The organism is Pseudomonas sp. SIMBA_068 (assembly GCF_046534705.1).
GTDB classification, from domain to species: domain Bacteria; phylum Pseudomonadota; class Gammaproteobacteria; order Pseudomonadales; family Pseudomonadaceae; genus Aquipseudomonas; species Aquipseudomonas putida.
In genome coordinates this window covers 70,631-88,343 of the sequence record NZ_JAWRYI010000001.1, presented here as the reverse complement: position 1 = coordinate 88,343, position 17,713 = coordinate 70,631, and the positions used below count along the sequence as shown (strand labels likewise).

The window sequence follows — 17,713 nt, the reverse complement described above, 5'->3', positions numbered from 1 at the left end:
GGTTACTCCATGAAGCCTTGCAGCTTCAACTCGATCGAGCGCGGGTTTTCACCCTCGGCAATCGACAACAAGCCTTCAAGCAGCATCTCGCGGTAGCGCGACTGGCGCATGACGTTGGCCTTGAGCTTGTTGGCGACCGGCAGCAGGATCAGGTTGGCGCTGGCCACGCCGTAGATGGTGGCAACGAAGGCCACGGCGATGCCGTTGCCCAGCTGCGAGGGGTCGGCCAGGTTGCCCATCACGTGGATCAGGCCCATTACCGCACCAATGATGCCGATGGTCGGCGCATAGCCGCCCATGCTCTCGAACACCTTGGCCGCCTGGATGTCACGGCTTTCCTGGGTCAGGAAGTCGACTTCAAGGATGCTGCGGATGGCTTCTGGCTCGGCGCCGTCCACCAGCAACTGCAGGCCCTTGCGCGCATACGGGTCTGGCTCGGCATCGGCCACGCCTTCCAGGCCCAGCAGGCCTTCCTTGCGCGCGGTCAGGCTCCAGTTCACCACGCGGTCGATGCCACCCGCCAGGTCGACCCGCGGCGGAAACAGGATCCAGCGCAAGATCTGCAAGGCGCGCTTGAAGGAGGACAGCGGCGACTGCAACAAGGCAGCCGCCAGGGTGCCACCCAGCACGATCAGCGCCGCCGGGCCGTTGACCAGAGCGCCGACATGGCCGCCTTCGAGGAAGTTGCCACCGACGATGGCGACAAAGGCGAGAATCAGGCCGATCAGGCTGAGGACGTCCATCAGACGCAGGCCTCCACCAGGTGCTTGCCGATTTCGTCCAGGCTGTACACCGCGTCCGCCAGGTTGGCTTTGACGATAGCCATGGGCATGCCATAGATCACGCAGCTGGCTTCATCCTGGGCCCACACGGTGCTGCCGCCCTGCTTGAGCAGGCGCGCACCTTCGCGGCCATCGGCGCCCATGCCGGTGAGCACCACCGACAGCACCTTGTCACCGTACGACTTGGCTGCCGAGCCGAAGGTGATGTCCACGCACGGCTTGTAGTTCAGGCGCTCGTCACCGGGCAGGATCTTCACCGTGCCACGGCCGTCGATCATCATCTGCTTGCCGCCGGGGGCCAGCAGGGCCAGGCCTGGGCGCAGCATGTCACCGTCCTCGGCTTCCTTCACGTTGATGCGGCACAGCTTGTCCAGGCGCTCGGCAAAGGCCTTGGTGAACGCCGCCGGCATGTGCTGGATCAGCACGATCGGCGCCGGGAAGTTGGCCGGCAGCTGGGTCAATACCCGCTGCAGGGCCACCGGGCCGCCCGTGGAGGTGCCGATGGCCACCAGCTTGTAAGGTTTGCGCTTGGGGGCTGGCGAGTGCGACGCCGCCGGGGCCGCTGCACGGGCAGTCGCCGCAGGGCGGGCCGGCGCCGGGCTTGCGAAGCTGCTGGCCGGCGCAGGGCTGCTGGCGGGCACAGGGGCGGCGACCGGCGCCGGCCTGGCATAGCTGCCGAGGCGGCGGTTGCTGCGCGAAATGGTATGCACCTTCTCGCACAGCATCTGCTTGACCTTGTCGGGGTTGCGCGAGATGTCCTCAAAGTTTTTCGGCAGGTAATCCACCGCGCCAGCATCCAGCGCGTCGAGGGTGACGCGAGCGCCTTCGTGGGTCAGCGAGGAGAACATCAATACCGGCGTCGGGCAGCGCTGCATGATGTGCCGCACCGCGGTGATGCCGTCCATCATGGGCATTTCGTAGTCCATGGTGATGACATCGGGCTTGAGCGCCAGCGCCTGGTCGATTGCTTCCTTGCCATTGGTCGCGGTACCTACTACCTGGATCGTCGGATCCGCAGAGAGGATTTCCGAGACACGGCGGCGGAAGAAACCGGAATCATCCACCACCAGGACCTTGACTGCCATAAACACTCCATTAGGCGGCGCCACCCGCCAGGGTGCGCCACCGAAATCAAATACGCCGCGCGGCGTAACGCTTGAGCATGCTCGGGACGTCGAGAATCAACGCAATGCGACCGTCACCGGTGATGGTGGCCCCGGACATGCCCGGGGTGCCCTGCAGCATCTTGCCCAGCGGCTTGATTACCACTTCTTCCTGGCCAACCAGTTGATCGACGACAAAGCCGATGCGTTGCGTGCCGACCGACAGGATCACCACATGACCCTCGTGCTGCTCTTCGTGCACCTGGCCTTGTACCAGCCAGCGCTTGAGGTAGAACAGCGGCAGCGCCTTGTCGCGCACAATCACCACTTCCTGGCCGTCGACCACGTTGGTGCGCGACAGGTCGAGGTGGAAGATCTCGTTGACGTTGACCAGCGGGAAGGCGAACGCCTGGTTGCCCAGCATCACCATCAGGGTGGGCATGATCGCCAGGGTCAGCGGTACCTTGATGACGATCTTCGAGCCCTGGCCCTTGGCCGAGTAGATGTTGATCGAACCGTTGAGCTGGGAAATCTTGGTTTTCACCACGTCCATGCCCACGCCACGGCCAGACACATCGGAAATCTCGGTCTTGGTCGAGAAGCCCGGGGCGAAGATCAGGTTGTAGCAGTCCGACTCGCTCAGGCGCTCAGCGGCATCCTTGTCCATCAGGCCTTTTTCCACGGCCTTGGCGCGCAGGATGTTCGGGTCCATACCCTTGCCGTCGTCAGAGATCGACAACAGGATGTGGTCACCTTCCTGTTCGGCCGACAGCACCACGCGTCCGGTGCGGGCCTTGCCCGAAGCTTCACGCTCGTCGGGCATCTCGACACCATGGTCGACGGCGTTGCGCACCAGGTGCACCAACGGGTCGGCCAAGGCCTCGACCAGGTTCTTGTCCAGGTCGGTTTCTTCGCCGACCAGCTCCAGGTTGATCTCTTTTTTCAGCTGGCGGGCAAGGTCGCGTACCAGCCGTGGGAAGCGGCCGAACACTTTCTTGATCGGCTGCATGCGGGTTTTCATCACCGCCGTCTGCAGGTCGGCAGTGACCACGTCGAGGTTGGACACGGCCTTGGACATGGCCTCGTCGCCGCTGTTCAGGCCCAGGCGCACCAGGCGGTTACGCACCAGCACCAGTTCGCCGACCATGTTCATGATCTCGTCCAGGCGCGCGGTGTCGACGCGAACGGTGGTTTCCGCTTCGCTGACGGCATGCTTCTCGGCAGCCTGCGCCGGCGCACGGGGGGCCGGCGCAGGCTTGCTGGCGGCCGCAGGCGCCGGCGCAGCAACGGCTGGTTTGGCCACCGGCTGGCTGTCGGCCAAGGCCTGGGCAGGCGCTTGCGCCTTGGCGACAACCGGGGCCTCGACCGCAGCAACGTCACCACCAAACTTGCCCTTGCCGTGCAACTGGTCCAGCAGGGCCTCGAACTCGTGCTCGCTGATTTCGTCGCCAGCGGCGCTGTTGTCAACCGCGACTGGCGCCGGTGCTTTGACGGCAGGCAAGGCATCAGCTTGGAACGTTCCCTTGCCATGCAACTGGTCGAGCAGCGATTCGAATTCTTCGTCGGTAATTTCGTCGCTTACCGCTTCTGCGGGTGCGGCAACCGGCTGTACCGCAGCTTCGACACTGAACTGGCCTTTGCCGTGCAGCTGGTCGAGCAGCGACTCGAACTCGGCGTCGGTGATTTCGTCACCTGCACCACTGACAGCCTCGCCCTGCATCTGCTCATCGACCGCGGCTTGCGCCTTGACCGCATCGAGCGAATCGAGCAGCTGTTCAAACTCGCTGTCGGTGATGTCCTGCTCATCGGCAGGGCCCATGGCCGCAACCGGCGCCTCGGCTACCGGTGCCGCTGGCGCAGGCGCTTCAGCGGCCTCGGCCCCACCGGGTTCGGCCAGACGCGACAAGGCCGCCAGCAACTCGGGGGTGGCCGGGGTTACGTCGGCGCGCTCGCGCACCTGGCCAAACATGCTGTTGACCGTATCCAGTGCTTCAAGCACCACGTCCATCAGTTCCGCATCGACCCGGCGCTCACCTTTGCGCAGGATGTCGAACACGTTCTCGGCGATATGGCAGCACTCCACCAGCTCGTTCAGCTGGAGGAAGCCGGCGCCCCCTTTTACAGTGTGGAAACCGCGAAAGATCGCATTGAGCAGGTCGGCATCGTCAGGTCGGCTTTCCAGCTCGACCAGTTGCTCGGACAGTTGCTCAAGAATTTCGCCGGCTTCTACCAGGAAATCCTGGAGGATTTCTTCATCGGCGCCGAAGCTCATCAAACGTGCTCCTTAAAAACCCAGGCTGGACAGCAAATCATCGACATCGTCCTGACCGGACACAACGTCTTCACGCTTATCGGCATGAATCTGCGGACCTTCACCCCGAGTCGGATGTTTTTCTGCATCTTTTTCTGCGCGCAGTTGATCGTGGTCATGCTGGATACCGGCAAAGCGGTCGACCTGGCTGGCCATCAGCACCAGTTTGAGCAGGTTGCTTTCCACCTCGGTCACCAGGCTGGTGACGCGCTTGATCACCTGGCCGGTCAGGTCCTGATAGTCCTGAGCCAGCAGAATGTCGTTGAGATGCCCGGCAACCTTGCGGTTACCTTCAGCGCTGTGCGTCAGGAAACTGTCGACGCGCTTGACCAGGTCACGGAACTCCGGCGCAGCCACTTCGCGGCGCATGAAGCGCTGCCAGTCGGTGCTCAGGGCCTTGGCTTCGCTGGCCAGGTCGTTGAGCACCGGGGTGCTTGCCTCGACCAGGTCCATGGTGCGGTTGGCCGCGCCCTCGGTCAGCTTGACCACGTACGACAGGCGCTCGGTAGCGTCGGTAATCTGCGACACCTCCTCGGCCTGCGGGATGGTCGGGTCGATCTGGAAGCTGACGATAGCGCTGTGCAACTCGCGGGTCAGCTTGCCGACTTCCTGGTACAGGCCGCGATCGCGGGTCTGGTTCAGCTCGTGAATCAGCTGTACCGCCTCGCCAAAACGGCCCCGTTCCAGGCTTTCGACCAACTCCTGGGCATGTTTCTTCAGGGTCGATTCGAACTCCCCCAAAGACGTTTGTGATGAATCCATGGCGCGCCCCCTGACGTGACTCAGCCGTTGACGCGTTCGAAGATCTTCTCGATCTTTTCTTTGAGCACCTGAGCGGTGAACGGCTTGACCACATAGCCATTGACGCCGGCCTGGGCCGCTTCGATGATCTGGTCGCGCTTGGCTTCAGCGGTCACCATCAATACTGGCAAGGTCTTCAGCTGATCGTCGGCACGCACTTTGCGCAGCAGGTCGATGCCGGACATGCCGGGCATGTTCCAGTCGGTCACCAGGAAGTCATAGGCGCCCCTTTGCAGCATCGGCAGCGCCGTAATGCCATCGTCGGCTTCGTCGGTGTTGGTGAAGCCCAGGTCACGCAACAGGTTCTTGATGATCCGCCGCATCGTCGAAAAGTCGTCAACGATGAGGATTTTCATGTTCTTGTCCAATTAGACCTCCAAGCAGTCTCAAACGCGCCCGGTCTACCGGGCACGCACTCATTCAATTCGGTACAACGTGGATAACGCACGTGGAAAACGACTGCAACGACACCGGGCTCAACGTGCCCGCCATTCCCCCAGGCGGCTACGCAGGCGCGCGGCGCACTGGCTGTGCAACTGGCTGACCCGCGACTCGCTGACCCCAAGCACCTCGCCAATTTCCTTGAGGTTCAGCTCTTCGTCGTAGTACAGCGCCAGTACCAGGCGCTCACGCTCCGGCAGGTTGGCAATGGCCTCGGTCAGGGCAGCCTGGAAGCGTTCGTCTTCCAGGCCACGCGCAGGTTCGACATGGCCACTGGCGCCATCCTCATGCAGCCCTTCGTGCTCGCCGTCCTGCAACAGGTCGTCAAAGCTGAACAGGCGGCTGCCCAAGGTATCGTTCAAGATCCCGTAGTAATCATCGAGACTCAATTGGAGTTCGGCAGCAACTTCATGATCTTTAGCGTCCCGGCCTGTTCTGGCTTCAACGGCACGCATCGCGTCACTGACCATGCGGGTATTGCGGTGCACCGAACGCGGGGCCCAGTCGCCCTTGCGCACCTCGTCCAGCATGGCCCCGCGGATGCGGATGCCGGCATAGGTTTCAAAGCTGGCGCCTTTGCTGGCGTCATATTTGTTGGCCACTTCAAGCAGGCCGATCATGCCGGCCTGGATCAGGTCCTCGACCTGCACGTTGGCCGGTAACCGCGCCAACAGGTGGTAGGCAATGCGCTTCACCAGCGGGGCGTAGCGTTCGATCAGCTCGTACTGGGCGTCTTTCGCCGCCCGGCTGTACATCTTGAAGCCGCTGGCGTTCATAGCACGGGTCCCGCGCTGGTGGGTTGCACCAGACGCTCGACAAAGAACTCCAGGTGGCCGCGCGGATTGGCCGGCAGCGGCCAGCTGTCGACCTTCTGGGCGATCGCCTTGAAAGCCAGCGCGCACTTGGAGCGTGGGAAGGCTTCGTAGACGGCGCGCTGCTTCTGCACCGCCTTGCGCACACACTCGTCGTACGGCACGGCGCCCACGTACTGCAGGGCAACGTCGAGGAAGCGGTCGGTGACCTTGGTCAGCTTGGCGAACAGGTTGCGCCCTTCCTGCGGGCTCTGCGCCATGTTGGCCAGCACACGGAAACGATTCATCCCGTAGTCGCGGTTGAGCAGTTTGATCAGGGCGTAGGCATCGGTGATCGAGGTGGGCTCGTCGCAGACTACCAGCAGCACTTCCTGGGCGGCGCGAACGAAGCTGACCACCGACTCGCCAATCCCCGCCGCAGTGTCGATCACCAGCACGTCGAGGTTGTCGCCGATTTCGCTGAACGCCTGGATCAGCCCGGCATGCTGGGCCGGGGCCAGGTGCACCATGCTCTGGGTGCCCGAGGCCGCCGGTACGATGCGCACACCGCCGGGGCCCTGCAGCATCACGTCACGCAGCTCGCAGCGTCCCTCGATGACATCGGCCAGGGTACGTTTGGGGGTAAGGCCCAGCAACACGTCGACGTTGGCCAGGCCCAGGTCGGCGTCCAGCAGCATGACCCTGCGGCCAAGCTCGGCCAGCGCCAGGGACAAGTTCACTGAAACGTTAGTCTTGCCGACGCCACCTTTGCCACCGGTCACGGCGATCACCTGTACGGGATGCATGCTACCCATGTCTGTTCTTTACCTTGTCTCGCTGGGACTCAGGCCACACGTGGGGCAATTCTGCGTACCCCTTGGCATAGCTACTTTGCACACGCTTCATGGTCAACCCGCTCGCCGGGGGTTGTGATAGAGATCAGCGAACATGTCGGCCATGGCCTCCTCGCTGGGCTCGTCCTGCTGCTGCACATTGACCGCACGGGACACCAATTGGTGGCCACGCGGCAGATGCAGGTCGTCAGGAATGCGCGGGCCATCGGTGAGGTAGGCCACGGGCAGTTCATGACTGATGGCAAGGCTCAGCACATCGCCAAGGCTTGCCGTTTCATCCAGTTTGGTCAGGATACAACCGGCCAGGCCACAGCGCTTGTAGCTGTGGTAGGCGGCGGTCAGCACCTGCTTCTGGCTGGTGGTAGCCAGCACCAGGTAATTCTTCGCGGCAATGCCACGCCCGGCCAGGGTTTCCAGCTGCATGCGCAGTGCCGGGTCGCTGGCCTGCAGGCCAGCGGTATCGATCAGCACGACGCGTTTGCGCAGCAGTGGCTCCAGTGCCGCAGCCAGCGACTGGCCCGGGTCGACGTAGGTGACTGGCACGTTGAGGATGCGGCCCAGGGTCTTGAGCTGCTCCTGGGCGCCGATACGAAAACTGTCCATGCTCACCAGTGCCAGGTTCTGCGCGCCGTACTTGAGCACGTAGCGGGCAGCCAGCTTGGCCAGGGTGGTGGTCTTGCCCATGCCGGCCGGGCCGACCATGGCAATCACCCCACCCTCTTCGATCGGTTCGATTTCGGGGATTTCGATCATCCGCGCCAGGTGCGCCAGCAGCATGCGCCAGGCCTGGCGTGGCTCTTCGATCTCGGCGGTGAGGTCGAGCAACTCACGGGCGATAGGCCCGGACAGGCCGATGCGCTGCAGCCGGCGCCAGAGGTTGGCCTGCTGTGGCTTGCTGCCCTGCAACTGGCTCCAGGCCAGCGAACCGAGCTGCACTTCCAGCAGCTCGCGCAGGCCCGACAGCTCGGAGCGCATGGCATCGAACAGGCGCGGGTCGACCGGCGCCGCAGCAGGGGCAGCGGCAGCCTCAGGGGCATCGACGTGCGGCTCGATCAACGGCTCGGCGGCGGTCAGCGACTGCCCGGCAAACAATTGGCGGTTGTTGTCGCTGCTGTCCTGGCGGTGGTCCAGCTCGGCCTGGGCAGTGGCGATGCGCGTATGGGTCTTGCGCAGCTCTTCTTCCAGCTCGGCGTTGGGCACGCGCGGAGCCAGGGCGGACAACTTATAGTCCAGCGCGGCCGTCAGTTCGACACCACCGGCAATGCGGCGGTTGCCAATGATCGCGGCATCGGCGCCCAGCTCGTCACGGACCAGTTTCATGGCCTGACGCATATCGGCGGCGAAAAATCGCTTAACTTGCATTATCCACTACCTCAGCCGTTAGGGCCCACGGTGGCAACGATGGTGACTTGCTTGTTGTCCGGTATTTCCTGATACGCCAGAACATGCAAATTCGGTACAGCCAGGCGACCGAAACGCGACAGCATGGCGCGGATCGGGCCGGCGACCAGCAGGATGGCCGGCTGGCCCTGCATTTCCTGGCGCTGGGCCGCTTCGATCAGCGAACGTTGCAGCTTCTCGGCCATGCTCGGTTCCAGAAGAACACCATCTTCCTGACCCTGCCCGGCCCTTTGCAGACTATTGAGCAAAATCTGTTCCAACCTTGGTTCCAGGGTAATCACTGGCAGCTCCGACTCAACGCCGACAATGCTTTGCACGATGGCGCGACACAATCCGACGCGCACCACCGCCACCAGCGCGGCGGTATCTTGACTCTTGCCGGCGTTGTTGGCGATGGCTTCGGCAATACTGCGAATATCGCGCACCGGCACCTGTTCCGACAACAGCGCTTGCAGCACCTTGAGCAGGCCCGACAAGGAAATGACACCCGGCACCAGCTCTTCTGCAAGTTTAGGCGATGCCTTGGACAGCACCTGCAGCAGTTGCTGAACCTCTTCGTGGCCAATCAGCTCATGGCAGTGCTTCTGCAGGATCTGGTTGAGGTGGGTGGCCACCACGGTGCTTGCGTCGACCACGGTGTAGCCCAGCGACTGCGCCTGGGAACGCTGGCCGACGTCGATCCACACCGCCTCCAGGCCAAACGCCGGGTCGCGCGCGGCAATGCCGTTCAGGGTGCCGAACACTTGCCCGGGGTTGATCGCCAGCTCCCGGTCCGGGTAAATCTCCGCTTCGGCCAGGATCACCCCCATCAGGGTCAGGCGATAGGCGCTGGGCTGCAGGTCGAGGTTGTCACGAATGTGCACGGTGGGCATGAGGAAACCCAGGTCCTGGGACAGCTTCTTGCGCACACCCTTGATCCGCGCCAGCAACTGGCCGCCCTGGTTGCGGTCGACCAGCGGGATCAGCCGGTAACCGACTTCCAGGCCGATCATGTCGATGGGCGTCACGTCGTCCCAGCCCAGCTCCTTGGTATCGAGCGCGCGCTGCGGCGAGGGCAACAGGTCTTGCTGGCGCTGCGCCTCTTGTAGCGCCTCCAGCTTCACCTTGTTCTGCTTCTTCCACACCAGGTAGGCGCCGCCGCAGGCCAGCAGGCCAAGGCTGAGGAAGGCCACGTGCGGCATGCCCGGCACCAGCCCCATGACGATCATCAGCCCGCCGGACACCGCCAGGGCCTTGGGCGAATCGAACATCTGCCGGTTGATCAGCTTGCCCATGTCCTCGGAGCCCGAGGCGCGGGTGACCATGATCGCGGCGGCGGTGGACAGCAGCAGTGATGGCAATTGCGCCACCAAACCGTCACCGATGGTCAGCAGGGCGTATACCTTGCCGGCATCGCCGAAGCTCATGCCGTGCTGCAGCATGCCGATCAGCATGCCGCCGATCAGGTTGATGAACAGGATCAGCAGGCCGGCAATGGCATCACCGCGGACGAACTTGCTGGCACCGTCCATCGAGCCGTAGAACTCCGCCTCTTGCGCCACTTCGGCACGGCGGTGCTTGGCCTGGGCCTGGTCGATCAAGCCGGCGTTGAGGTCGGCATCGATGGCCATCTGCTTGCCGGGCATGGCATCGAGGGTGAAACGCGCGCTTACCTCGGAAATACGCCCGGCACCCTTGGTCACCACCACGAAGTTGATGATCATGAGGATGGCAAACACCACGCCACCGACCACGTAGTTGCCGCCGATCACCACCTCGCCGAAGGCCTGGATCACCTTGCCGGCAGCGCCGTGGCCCTCCTGGCCATGCAGCATGACCACACGGGTGGACGCCACGTTCAGGGCCAGGCGCAGCAGCGTGGCCACCAGCAGGATGGTGGGGAAGGCGGCAAAGTCCAACGGGCGCAGGGCGTACACGCAGACCAGCAGCACGACGATCGACAGGGCGATGTTGAAGGTGAAGAACACGTCGAGCAGGAACGGCGGTATCGGCAACATCATCATTGCCAACATCACCAGCAGTAGCAGCGGCACGCCCAGGTTGCCCCGACCGAGACCGGCCAGGTTGTTGCGGGCGTTGCTGATTAACTGAGTGCGATCCACCGCGAGTCCTCTTGATGCAAAACTTTGACGCCCAGGGGGCGCCTGGGCGTGGCTTTGCAAGAAGCCTTCCAACTTTGCACGGGAGAGGATGCTGTTTTTGTAGGAGCAGCCTTGTGCTGCGAAGAGGCCATTGCAAGCGAAGATCAACTTCAGCCTTACCGGCCTCTTCGCAGCCCAAGGCTGCTCCTACACGCACCGCGCCGCCTTTAAGGATAACAAGAGGTCAACTGTCGCGGCGCAGGTCCGGCGGGATCGGCAGGTCTTCTTTCAACGGCTCTGGCCGCTTGCCCCTGCCAGCGCGGTACTGGCGGATCTGGAACACATAGGCCAGCACCTGCGCCACGGCCAGGTACAAGCCGGCGGGGATCTCCTGCTCTGGCTCGGTGGAGTAGTAGATCGCCCGCGCCAGCGCCGGCGATTCGAGGATCTGGATCTTGTGCTCCACGCCAATCTCCCGAATCTTCAAGGCCATGAAGTCGGTACCCTTGGCCAGCAGCAACGGCGCCGCCCCGCCCTTCTCCGGATCGTACTGCAGGGCCACCGCATAGTGCGTCGGGTTGGTGATGATCACATCGGCCTGCGGCACCGCCGCCATCATGCGCCGCTGCGACATCTCGCGCTGCAGCTGGCGAATGCGTTGCTTGACCTCTGGCTTGCCCTCGCTGTCCTTGTACTCGTCGCGCACTTCCTGCTTGGTCATCTTCATTTTCTTGTGCGTCTGGTACAGCTGGATGGGCACGTCCGCCGCCGCGATCAGCAGCAACCCGGCCGACATCCACAGCGCACTCCAGCCCACCACCTGCAGGCTGTGAATGATCGCCTGCTCCAGCGGTTCGTTGGCAATCGACAGCAATGCCTGGCGGTCGTTGATCAGCACCACCACCGCCACCGCCAGGATCACGAAAAACTTGGCCAGCGCCTTGAGCAGCTCGGTCAAGCCATGCATCGAGAACATGCGCTTGAGCCCGGCCAGTGGGTTCATGCGGCTGAATTTTGGCTGCAGCAGGCTGCCAGAGAACAGGAAACCACTGAGGGCAATAGGTGCCACGAAGGAAATCACGAACAGCAGGATCAGCACCGGCTGCACCGCCCATATCGCCATCTTGCCCGAGGCCAGCAGGAAGGCGCCCATGGCCCGCTCGTCGACAATGATGTCGCGGGTCAGGCTGAAGTTGATGCGCATGATGCTCAGCAACGTCTCGGCCATATGACCGCCGAATGCCAGCAGGCCACCCGCGCCAGCCAGGGTCACCGCCACCGTGTTCAGCTCCTTGGAGCGGGCGATCTCACCTTTCTCGCGGGCATCGCGCTTGCGCTTGTCGGTGGGGTCTTCTGTCTTGTCCTGACCGCTCTCGCTTTCTGCCATGCTCAGCGCGCCCTCGCCAGTTCACGCAGCCATTGCAGCGCTTCGCTGGCCAATGCCTGGTAGTGGGACAGCACATCGGCCAGGCCGACCCAGAAAATGAACATACCCATGACCAGGGTCAGCGGAAAACCAATGGAGAAGATGTTCAACTGCGGCGCGGCGCGGGTCATCACGCCGAAGGCAATGTTCACCACCAGCAACGCAGCGATCACCGGCAGGATCAGCAACAGGCCGGCAGAAAATACCCAACCCAGCCGCCCGGCCAGCTCCCAGAACTGGTTGACCACCAGCGCATTGCCCACCGGCAAGGTGGTAAAGCTTTCGGTCAGCACCTCGAACACCACCAGGTGGCCGTTCATCAACAGGAACAGCACGCTCACCAGCATGGTCATGAACTGGCTGATGACCGTGACGTTAACGCCGTTGGCGGGATCGACCATCGAGGCGAAGGCCATGCCCATCTGCACCGCCACGACCTGCCCGGCGATCACGAAAGCCTGGAACAACAACTGCAAGGCCAGGCCGAACAGCGCACCGACAATGATCTGTTCGGCGCACAGCAGCAGGCCGCGCAGGCTCAGCGGGTCGAATTCAGGCAACGGCGGCAGCGCCGGCACGATCACCACGGTAATGGCCACCGCCACGTACAGGCGCACCCGCGCCGGCAGCATGCGCGTGCCAAGGATCGGCATGGTCATCAGCACCGCAGTCACCCTGAACAACGGCAGGATGAAGGTGGCAACCCAAGTGCCGATCTGCGCGTCGGTCAGCTCCAGCATATCCGCGTCAACCGATCAGTTGCGGGATGTTGGTGTAGAGGGTGGTGATGTACTCCATGAACTTCTGCACCAGCCATGGCCCGGCGACGATCAGCGTGATCAGCATCACCAGCAGACGCGGCAGAAAGCTCAGGGTCTGCTCGTTGATCTGGGTGGCGGCCTGGAACATCGCAACCACCAGGCCCACCAACAGGCTCGGTACCACCAGCACGGCGACCATCAGGGTGGTCAGCCACAGGGCATCACGAAACAGGTCGACAGCTACTTCAGGTGTCATCGGCGGCTCTCCTTGACGGCGTCAGACGCCGCCGAAACTGCTGGCCAAGGTACCCATGATCAGCGCCCAGCCATCCACCAGCACGAACAGCATGATCTTGAACGGTAGCGAGATAATCAGCGGCGACAGCATCATCATACCCATGGCCATCAGTACACTCGCCACCACCATGTCGATGATCAGGAACGGGATGAAGATCATGAAACCGATCTGGAACGCGGTTTTCAGCTCGGAGGTGACGAATGCCGGCACCAGGATCGTCAGCGGCACCTGGTCGGGGCCGGCAATGTCGGTGCGCTTTGAAAGGCGCATGAACAGGTCGAGGTCGCTTTGCCGGGTTTGCGCCAGCATGAAGTCCTTGAGCGGAACCTGGGCCTTGTCGATGGCCTGCTGAGCGGTCATCTGCTCCTTGAGGTACGGCTGCAGGGCGTCCGTGTTCACCCGGTCGAACACCGGCGCCATGATGAACATGGTCAGGAACAGTGCCATGCCGGTCAGGATCTGGTTGGACGGTGTCTGCTGAAGGCCCAGGGCCTGACGCAGGATCGAGAACACGATGATGATGCGGGTAAAGCTGGTCATCAGGATGACGAACGCCGGGATGAAGCTGAGCGCCGTCATGATCAGCAGAATCTGCAGGCTGACCGAATACTCCTGCTGCCCGTCCGCCCCATTGGACAGGGTAATGGCCGGGATCGACAACGGGTCGGCGGCCAGGGCCAGCGGCGCAGCCAGCAGCAGCGCTACACCCAATAAAGAGTTCAACAACGTACGCAGCGGGCCGCTCATCACAACTTGTCCTTAGGGTCCTTGCCCATCAGCTCCATCAGCCGCTGGGCAAATTCCGGCGTTGCCTGACGTGCGCCAGCCGGCACTTCCACAGGTTCGGCCAGCACATGCAAGGCCTCGATGCTACCGGGGGTGTGGCCAATCAGGATCTGCTCCTTGCCCACCTGCACCAGCAGCAGGCGGTCACGCGGGCCGATGGCCCGGCTGCCGACGATCTCGATCACCTGCCCGCCCTTCACCGCCGTGCTCTGCATACGCCGCAGCACCCACGCCAGGAAGAAAATCAGGCCCACCACCAGCAGCAGGCCGAAGACCATCTGCGCCAACTGGCCGCCAAGGCTGCCAGGCGCCGTCGCCGGGGTCGCCGCGGGCGTGGCCGCGGCCAGGCACGCCTGGCTGGCCAGCAGTGCAGCGAACGCCGCAATGGCGCGCATCGTGCCCTTCACTCAGCGCAGCTTCTTGATACGTTCGCTGGGGCTGATCACGTCGGTCAGGCGAATGCCGAACTTCTCGTTGACCACCACCACTTCGCCATGGGCGATCAGCGTGCCATTGACCAGCACATCGAGCGGCTCGCCAGCCAGGCGGTCCAGCTCGATCACCGAGCCCTGGTTGAGTTGCAGCAGGTTGCGAATGTTGATCTCGGTGCTGCCCACTTCCATGGAGATGTTCACCGGGATGTCCAGGATCACGTCCAGGTTCGGGCCTTCGAGGCTGACGTTTTCGTTCGGCTTCGGCGAGCTGGCGAACTCTTCCATCGGCATGCGGCCACCGCCGCCGTTGCCGGTGTCACCGCCCAGCAGCGCATCGATGTCGGCCTGCCCGGCCGAGCCGGTTTCCTCAAGGGCCGCAGCCCACTCATCGGCCAGCGCCTGGTCCTCTGCGGAGGTGATCTCGTTTTCGTTAGCCATGGTTTCCTCGACAGGCATTCAATTCGTTGTGAGCGACCGGCACGCCGTCAGCGGCGTTCGATCGGGTCGATGATCTGCAGGGCCAGGTTGCCCTTGTGCGAACCCAGCCGCGCCTTGAACGACGGCACACCGTTGGCGCGCAGCACCAGGTGCTCGGGCAGCTCCACCGGGATCACATCACCGGGCTGCATGTGCAGGATGTCGCGCAGTTTCAGCTGGCGGCGGGCGACCGTGGCGGTCAGTGGCACGGCCACATCCAGCACGTCCTCGCGCAGGGCCTTGACCCAGCGCTCGTCCTGGTCGTCCAGGTCGGACTGGAACCCGGCATCGAGCATTTCCCGCACCGGCTCGATCATCGAGTACGGCATGGTCACGTGCAGGTCGCCGCCGCCACCGTCCAGTTCGATGTGGAATGTGGACACCACCACTGCCTCGCTGGGGCCGACGATGTTGGCCATGGCCGGGTTGACCTCGGAGTTCATGTACTCGAAGGTGACCGGCATGATTGCCTGCCAGGCTTCCTTGAGGTCGACGAAACACTGGTCCAGCACCATGCGCACCACGCGCAGCTCGGTAGGGGTGAATTCGCGGCCTTCGATCTTGGCGTGGCGGCCATCGCCACCGAAGAAGTTGTCCACCAGCTTGAACACCAGTTTGGCATCGAGGATGAACAGCGAGGTGCCGCGCAGCGGCTTGATCTTGACCAGGTTGAGGCTGGTCGGCACGTACAGCGAGTGCACGTATTCGCCGAACTTCATCACCTGTACGCCACCCACGGCCACGTCGGCGGAACGGCGCAGCAGGTTGAACATGCTGATACGGGTGTAACGGGCGAAGCGCTCGTTGATCATTTCCAGGGTCGGCATGCGACCCCGTACGATACGGTCCTGACTGGTCAGGTCGTAGCTTTTGATACTGCCAGGCTCGGATGCACTTTCGGTCTGCACCAGCCCGTCGTCGACGCCGTGCAACAGGGCATCGATTTCATCCTGGGACAGCAGGTCCTGTACGGCCATTGCGGACTCCTACTGCAATACGAAATTGGTGAACAGCAACTGGTCGATGACCGGCTTGCCGACTTCCTTCTGCGCCACTTCCTGGACCACTGCGGTAGCCTTCTGGCGCAACATCTCCTGCCCGACCGGGCTGCTGGCCAGGGTGTCGAAACCTTGCCCGGAGAACATCATCACCAGGTTGTTGCGGATCACCGGCATGTGCACCTTCAGGGCATCCAGGTCAGCCTGGTTGCGCGCCTGCATGGTGATGCTCAGCTGCATGTAGCGCTGGCGGCCATTCTGGTTGAAATTCACCACAAATGCCGGGGTCAGCGCCTCGTAGATCGCCGCTGGCTTGACGTTGCCGGCCACAGGCTCGGCGGCCGGGGCCGAATCGCTCTTGTGCATGATGAACCAGGTAGCGCCCACCGAAAGGCCGATCGCCAGCAACAGGCCTACGACGGCCAGCAGGATCAGTTTGAGTTTGCCTTTAGTGGCGGGGTCTTTGACTGTTTCGCTCTTCGCCATGCCAATAATCCGTCGTCCATCGGGGGTTCAAAGGTGGATGGCTTGGCTTGAGCAAGTGTTATGCCAGAATGAGCCTGGACAGCCTGCGCCGGCTTCTTCGCAGCACAAGGCTGCTCCTACAGGGATTGCATTCCCCTGTAGGAGCAGCCTTGTGCTGCGAAGAGGCCGGTACAGGCGAATGAGTTTCAGGCGTAGTAATCAACCGCACTGTCGCCAACAACCACCTGCTGCTCCACAGGCCGGGCGCCTTCGACGGGCTCGCCCCCGCCCTGCTCCGCCTGCCGCGCCGCCACCCCGGACAGGTTGCTGCCCTGCGCCTGCCCCTGCTGCTGTTGCTGCCCGCGCGACTGGTCGGCCACGTTGACGTCTGGCTGGGCCAGCCCCTGCTGGGCGAACAGTTCGCGCAGGCGGTGCACCTGGCTGTCGAGGGCATCACGCACACCAGCGTGACCGCTGATGAAGGTGACCTGGGTCGACTGGTCCGTCGCAACATTGACGCGAATGTCCAGGCGGCCCAGCTCCGCCGGCTCCAGCTGGATATCCGCCGACTTGAGGTTCTGGCTGGACAGGTACATGACCCGGTTGACCAGGCCCTCGGCCCAGGCACCCTGGTTCATCGGCAATGGCTGGTGTAACGGGCTGGCATTGGCCGGCACGGCGTTGGCGGTCTTGGCCGTGGCCGCCTGGGTCAGGCTGGCCAGGCGATTGGCGAAATCATCGATGCGGGTGTCGCTGCTGGCGCTCTTGGTGTCTTTCAGGCCATCTTCAAGCAAGGCACCAAAGGCCTTGTCACTCGACTCACCCGCTTCACCCTCGCTATTGTCCACCAGATTCGCCAAGGTATTGACGGCCGCCTGCCCATCCTCGCCCTGGGCCCGGGACGGATCCAGCGCATGTGCCGAGGTGCCACCCTTGGCCTGGGCGCTCTGCTCCAAGGCCAGGCGCAAGGTTGGCAGGTTGGCCAACGGGTCGGCATCGGGGTCGAAGGCTTCTTCGGCAGCGGGTTCTTCGGGCAGCGCAGCAACCTGCGCCGTGGCGGCCTGCAGTACCGGCGCAACGGCCTCGGCCTGGGCCTGGATCAGTTGCGCACCAGGCTGGGCGTCGGTGACCTGGCCGGCCACCAGGCTGGCATCACGCAGCCCGGTATCGGCCTGGGCAGCGTCGTCAGCTGGCAATTTATTGCCGTCATCGGCAACCGCAGTTTTGTCGGCGGGGTCTTTCTTGCCACCCGCTGCCGACTCAGGTTTGTCCTTGGGCTTGGCCGAGGCGACCCTGTCATCCTGCCCGGCGGCCTTGTCACGCCCCTGCCTGGCCATCACCTGGCCAAAGCCGTCGCCCTTGTCACCCAGCGCCTGCAGCGGTTTATCCGCCTGCGCGGTGGCCGAACGCGAGGTGCTGGTAATGGCGTTGGCTTGCAACAAAGGGTTGGGTGCGACAGGCATTGAGCGGTCTCCGCGCCAGGAACAGAAAGATCATCCAGCC

Annotated in this window: 18 protein-coding genes; all 18 read right to left on the bottom strand. The window is 63.2% G+C overall.

The features are described from left to right. Positions 1-2: 2 nt before the first annotated feature. The 18 genes from SB756_RS00415 to SB756_RS00330 all read right to left on the bottom strand — a co-directional run bounded on the left by SB756_RS00415 (position 3) and on the right by SB756_RS00330 (position 17,673). The gene (locus SB756_RS00415) at positions 3-743 is read right to left on the bottom strand and encodes a flagellar motor protein (protein WP_043197155.1); all 741 of its coding nucleotides are present in this window, start codon (positions 741-743) and stop codon (positions 3-5) included. Beyond that, complete coding sequence (locus tag SB756_RS00410; protein ID WP_063423083.1) at positions 743-1,867, bottom strand: chemotaxis response regulator protein-glutamate methylesterase; 1,125 nt, start codon at positions 1,865-1,867, stop codon at positions 743-745. Before SB756_RS00410 ends, SB756_RS00415 begins: the two co-directional genes overlap by 1 nt. Positions 1,868-1,913: 46 nt before the next feature. Continuing rightward, complete coding sequence (locus SB756_RS00405) at positions 1,914-4,157, bottom strand: chemotaxis protein CheA (RefSeq protein ID WP_341796416.1); 2,244 nt, start codon at positions 4,155-4,157, stop codon at positions 1,914-1,916. Between the two features lie 12 nt (positions 4,158-4,169). Then, entirely contained in the window at positions 4,170-4,958 is a 789-nt protein-coding gene (locus SB756_RS00400; RefSeq protein ID WP_016498567.1) for a protein phosphatase CheZ, read from the bottom strand. Positions 4,959-4,978: 20 nt separating this feature from the next. Beyond that, the gene (locus tag SB756_RS00395; RefSeq protein WP_162489843.1) at positions 4,979-5,353 is read right to left on the bottom strand and encodes a chemotaxis response regulator CheY; all 375 of its coding nucleotides are present in this window, start codon (positions 5,351-5,353) and stop codon (positions 4,979-4,981) included. Positions 5,354-5,473: 120 nt separating this feature from the next. Further along, on the bottom strand, positions 5,474-6,214 hold the full coding sequence (fliA, locus tag SB756_RS00390) for an RNA polymerase sigma factor FliA (RefSeq protein WP_019472908.1): 741 nt from the start codon (positions 6,212-6,214) through the stop codon (positions 5,474-5,476). Next, the gene (gene fleN, locus SB756_RS00385; protein WP_012273492.1) at positions 6,211-7,044 is read right to left on the bottom strand and encodes a flagellar synthesis regulator FleN; all 834 of its coding nucleotides are present in this window, start codon (positions 7,042-7,044) and stop codon (positions 6,211-6,213) included. The genes fliA and fleN overlap by 4 nt, the downstream gene beginning before the upstream one ends. 93 nt (positions 7,045-7,137) lie before the next feature. Continuing rightward, positions 7,138-8,445: a flagellar biosynthesis protein FlhF gene (flhF, locus tag SB756_RS00380; RefSeq protein WP_059394800.1), complete on the bottom strand. Its 1,308-nt coding sequence runs from the start codon at positions 8,443-8,445 to the stop codon at positions 7,138-7,140. A gap of 11 nt (positions 8,446-8,456) precedes the next feature. Next, entirely contained in the window at positions 8,457-10,586 is a 2,130-nt protein-coding gene (gene flhA, locus SB756_RS00375) for a flagellar biosynthesis protein FlhA (RefSeq protein WP_063423081.1), read from the bottom strand. Positions 10,587-10,809: 223 nt separating this feature from the next. After that, positions 10,810-11,952 carry a flagellar biosynthesis protein FlhB gene (gene flhB / locus SB756_RS00370; protein ID WP_016498562.1) on the bottom strand — a complete coding sequence of 381 codons (1,143 nt, stop codon included), beginning with the start codon at positions 11,950-11,952 and terminating at the stop codon, positions 10,810-10,812. Between the two features lie 2 nt (positions 11,953-11,954). Then, positions 11,955-12,731 (bottom strand): flagellar biosynthetic protein FliR, encoded by a 777-nt coding sequence (fliR, locus tag SB756_RS00365; protein ID WP_016498561.1) that lies wholly within the window; start codon positions 12,729-12,731, stop codon positions 11,955-11,957. 7 nt (positions 12,732-12,738) lie between these two features. Beyond that, positions 12,739-13,008 (bottom strand): flagellar biosynthesis protein FliQ, encoded by a 270-nt coding sequence (fliQ, locus tag SB756_RS00360; RefSeq protein WP_012273497.1) that lies wholly within the window; start codon positions 13,006-13,008, stop codon positions 12,739-12,741. A gap of 21 nt (positions 13,009-13,029) precedes the next feature. Then, complete coding sequence (fliP, locus tag SB756_RS00355; protein WP_341796418.1) at positions 13,030-13,797, bottom strand: flagellar type III secretion system pore protein FliP; 768 nt, start codon at positions 13,795-13,797, stop codon at positions 13,030-13,032. After that, positions 13,797-14,231 carry a flagellar biosynthetic protein FliO gene (gene fliO, locus SB756_RS00350; protein WP_264360260.1) on the bottom strand — a complete coding sequence of 145 codons (435 nt, stop codon included), beginning with the start codon at positions 14,229-14,231 and terminating at the stop codon, positions 13,797-13,799. Before fliO ends, fliP begins: the two co-directional genes overlap by 1 nt. A 12-nt stretch (positions 14,232-14,243) precedes the next feature. Further along, the gene (fliN, locus tag SB756_RS00345; RefSeq protein ID WP_341796419.1) at positions 14,244-14,708 is read right to left on the bottom strand and encodes a flagellar motor switch protein FliN; all 465 of its coding nucleotides are present in this window, start codon (positions 14,706-14,708) and stop codon (positions 14,244-14,246) included. 47 nt (positions 14,709-14,755) lie between these two features. Further along, the gene (fliM, locus tag SB756_RS00340; protein ID WP_013973595.1) at positions 14,756-15,724 is read right to left on the bottom strand and encodes a flagellar motor switch protein FliM; all 969 of its coding nucleotides are present in this window, start codon (positions 15,722-15,724) and stop codon (positions 14,756-14,758) included. 9 nt (positions 15,725-15,733) lie between these two features. Continuing rightward, positions 15,734-16,231, bottom strand: a complete 498-nt coding sequence (gene fliL, locus SB756_RS00335) for a flagellar basal body-associated protein FliL (protein ID WP_341796420.1) — start codon at positions 16,229-16,231, stop codon at positions 15,734-15,736. A 185-nt stretch (positions 16,232-16,416) separates the two neighbouring features. Further along, positions 16,417-17,673 (bottom strand): flagellar hook-length control protein FliK, encoded by a 1,257-nt coding sequence (locus tag SB756_RS00330; RefSeq protein WP_341796421.1) that lies wholly within the window; start codon positions 17,671-17,673, stop codon positions 16,417-16,419. Positions 17,674-17,713 lie beyond the last annotated feature (40 nt).

Excerpts from the sequence above, each read along its gene's own strand:
- SB756_RS00415 (WP_043197155.1), bottom strand. The coding sequence starts at position 743 with ATGGACGTCCTCAGCCTGATCGGCCTGATTCTCGCCTTTGTCGCCATC.
- SB756_RS00410 (WP_063423083.1), bottom strand. The coding sequence starts at position 1,867 with ATGGCAGTCAAGGTCCTGGTGGTGGATGATTCCGGTTTCTTCCGCCGC.
- SB756_RS00405 (WP_341796416.1), bottom strand. The coding sequence starts at position 4,157 with ATGAGCTTCGGCGCCGATGAAGAAATCCTCCAGGATTTCCTGGTAGAA.
- SB756_RS00400 (WP_016498567.1), bottom strand. The coding sequence starts at position 4,958 with ATGGATTCATCACAAACGTCTTTGGGGGAGTTCGAATCGACCCTGAAG.
- SB756_RS00395 (WP_162489843.1), bottom strand. The coding sequence starts at position 5,353 with ATGAAAATCCTCATCGTTGACGACTTTTCGACGATGCGGCGGATCATC.
- fliA (WP_019472908.1), bottom strand. The coding sequence starts at position 6,214 with ATGAACGCCAGCGGCTTCAAGATGTACAGCCGGGCGGCGAAAGACGCC.
- fleN (WP_012273492.1), bottom strand. The coding sequence starts at position 7,044 with ATGGGTAGCATGCATCCCGTACAGGTGATCGCCGTGACCGGTGGCAAA.
- flhF (WP_059394800.1), bottom strand. The coding sequence starts at position 8,445 with ATGCAAGTTAAGCGATTTTTCGCCGCCGATATGCGTCAGGCCATGAAA.
- flhB (WP_016498562.1), bottom strand. The coding sequence starts at position 11,952 with ATGGCAGAAAGCGAGAGCGGTCAGGACAAGACAGAAGACCCCACCGAC.
- fliR (WP_016498561.1), bottom strand. The coding sequence starts at position 12,731 with ATGCTGGAGCTGACCGACGCGCAGATCGGCACTTGGGTTGCCACCTTC.
- fliQ (WP_012273497.1), bottom strand. The coding sequence starts at position 13,008 with ATGACACCTGAAGTAGCTGTCGACCTGTTTCGTGATGCCCTGTGGCTG.
- fliP (WP_341796418.1), bottom strand. The coding sequence starts at position 13,797 with ATGAGCGGCCCGCTGCGTACGTTGTTGAACTCTTTATTGGGTGTAGCG.
- fliO (WP_264360260.1), bottom strand. The coding sequence starts at position 14,231 with ATGCGCGCCATTGCGGCGTTCGCTGCACTGCTGGCCAGCCAGGCGTGC.
- fliN (WP_341796419.1), bottom strand. The coding sequence starts at position 14,708 with ATGGCTAACGAAAACGAGATCACCTCCGCAGAGGACCAGGCGCTGGCC.
- fliM (WP_013973595.1), bottom strand. The coding sequence starts at position 15,724 with ATGGCCGTACAGGACCTGCTGTCCCAGGATGAAATCGATGCCCTGTTG.
- fliL (WP_341796420.1), bottom strand. The coding sequence starts at position 16,231 with ATGGCGAAGAGCGAAACAGTCAAAGACCCCGCCACTAAAGGCAAACTC.
- SB756_RS00330 (WP_341796421.1), bottom strand. The coding sequence starts at position 17,673 with ATGCCTGTCGCACCCAACCCTTTGTTGCAAGCCAACGCCATTACCAGC.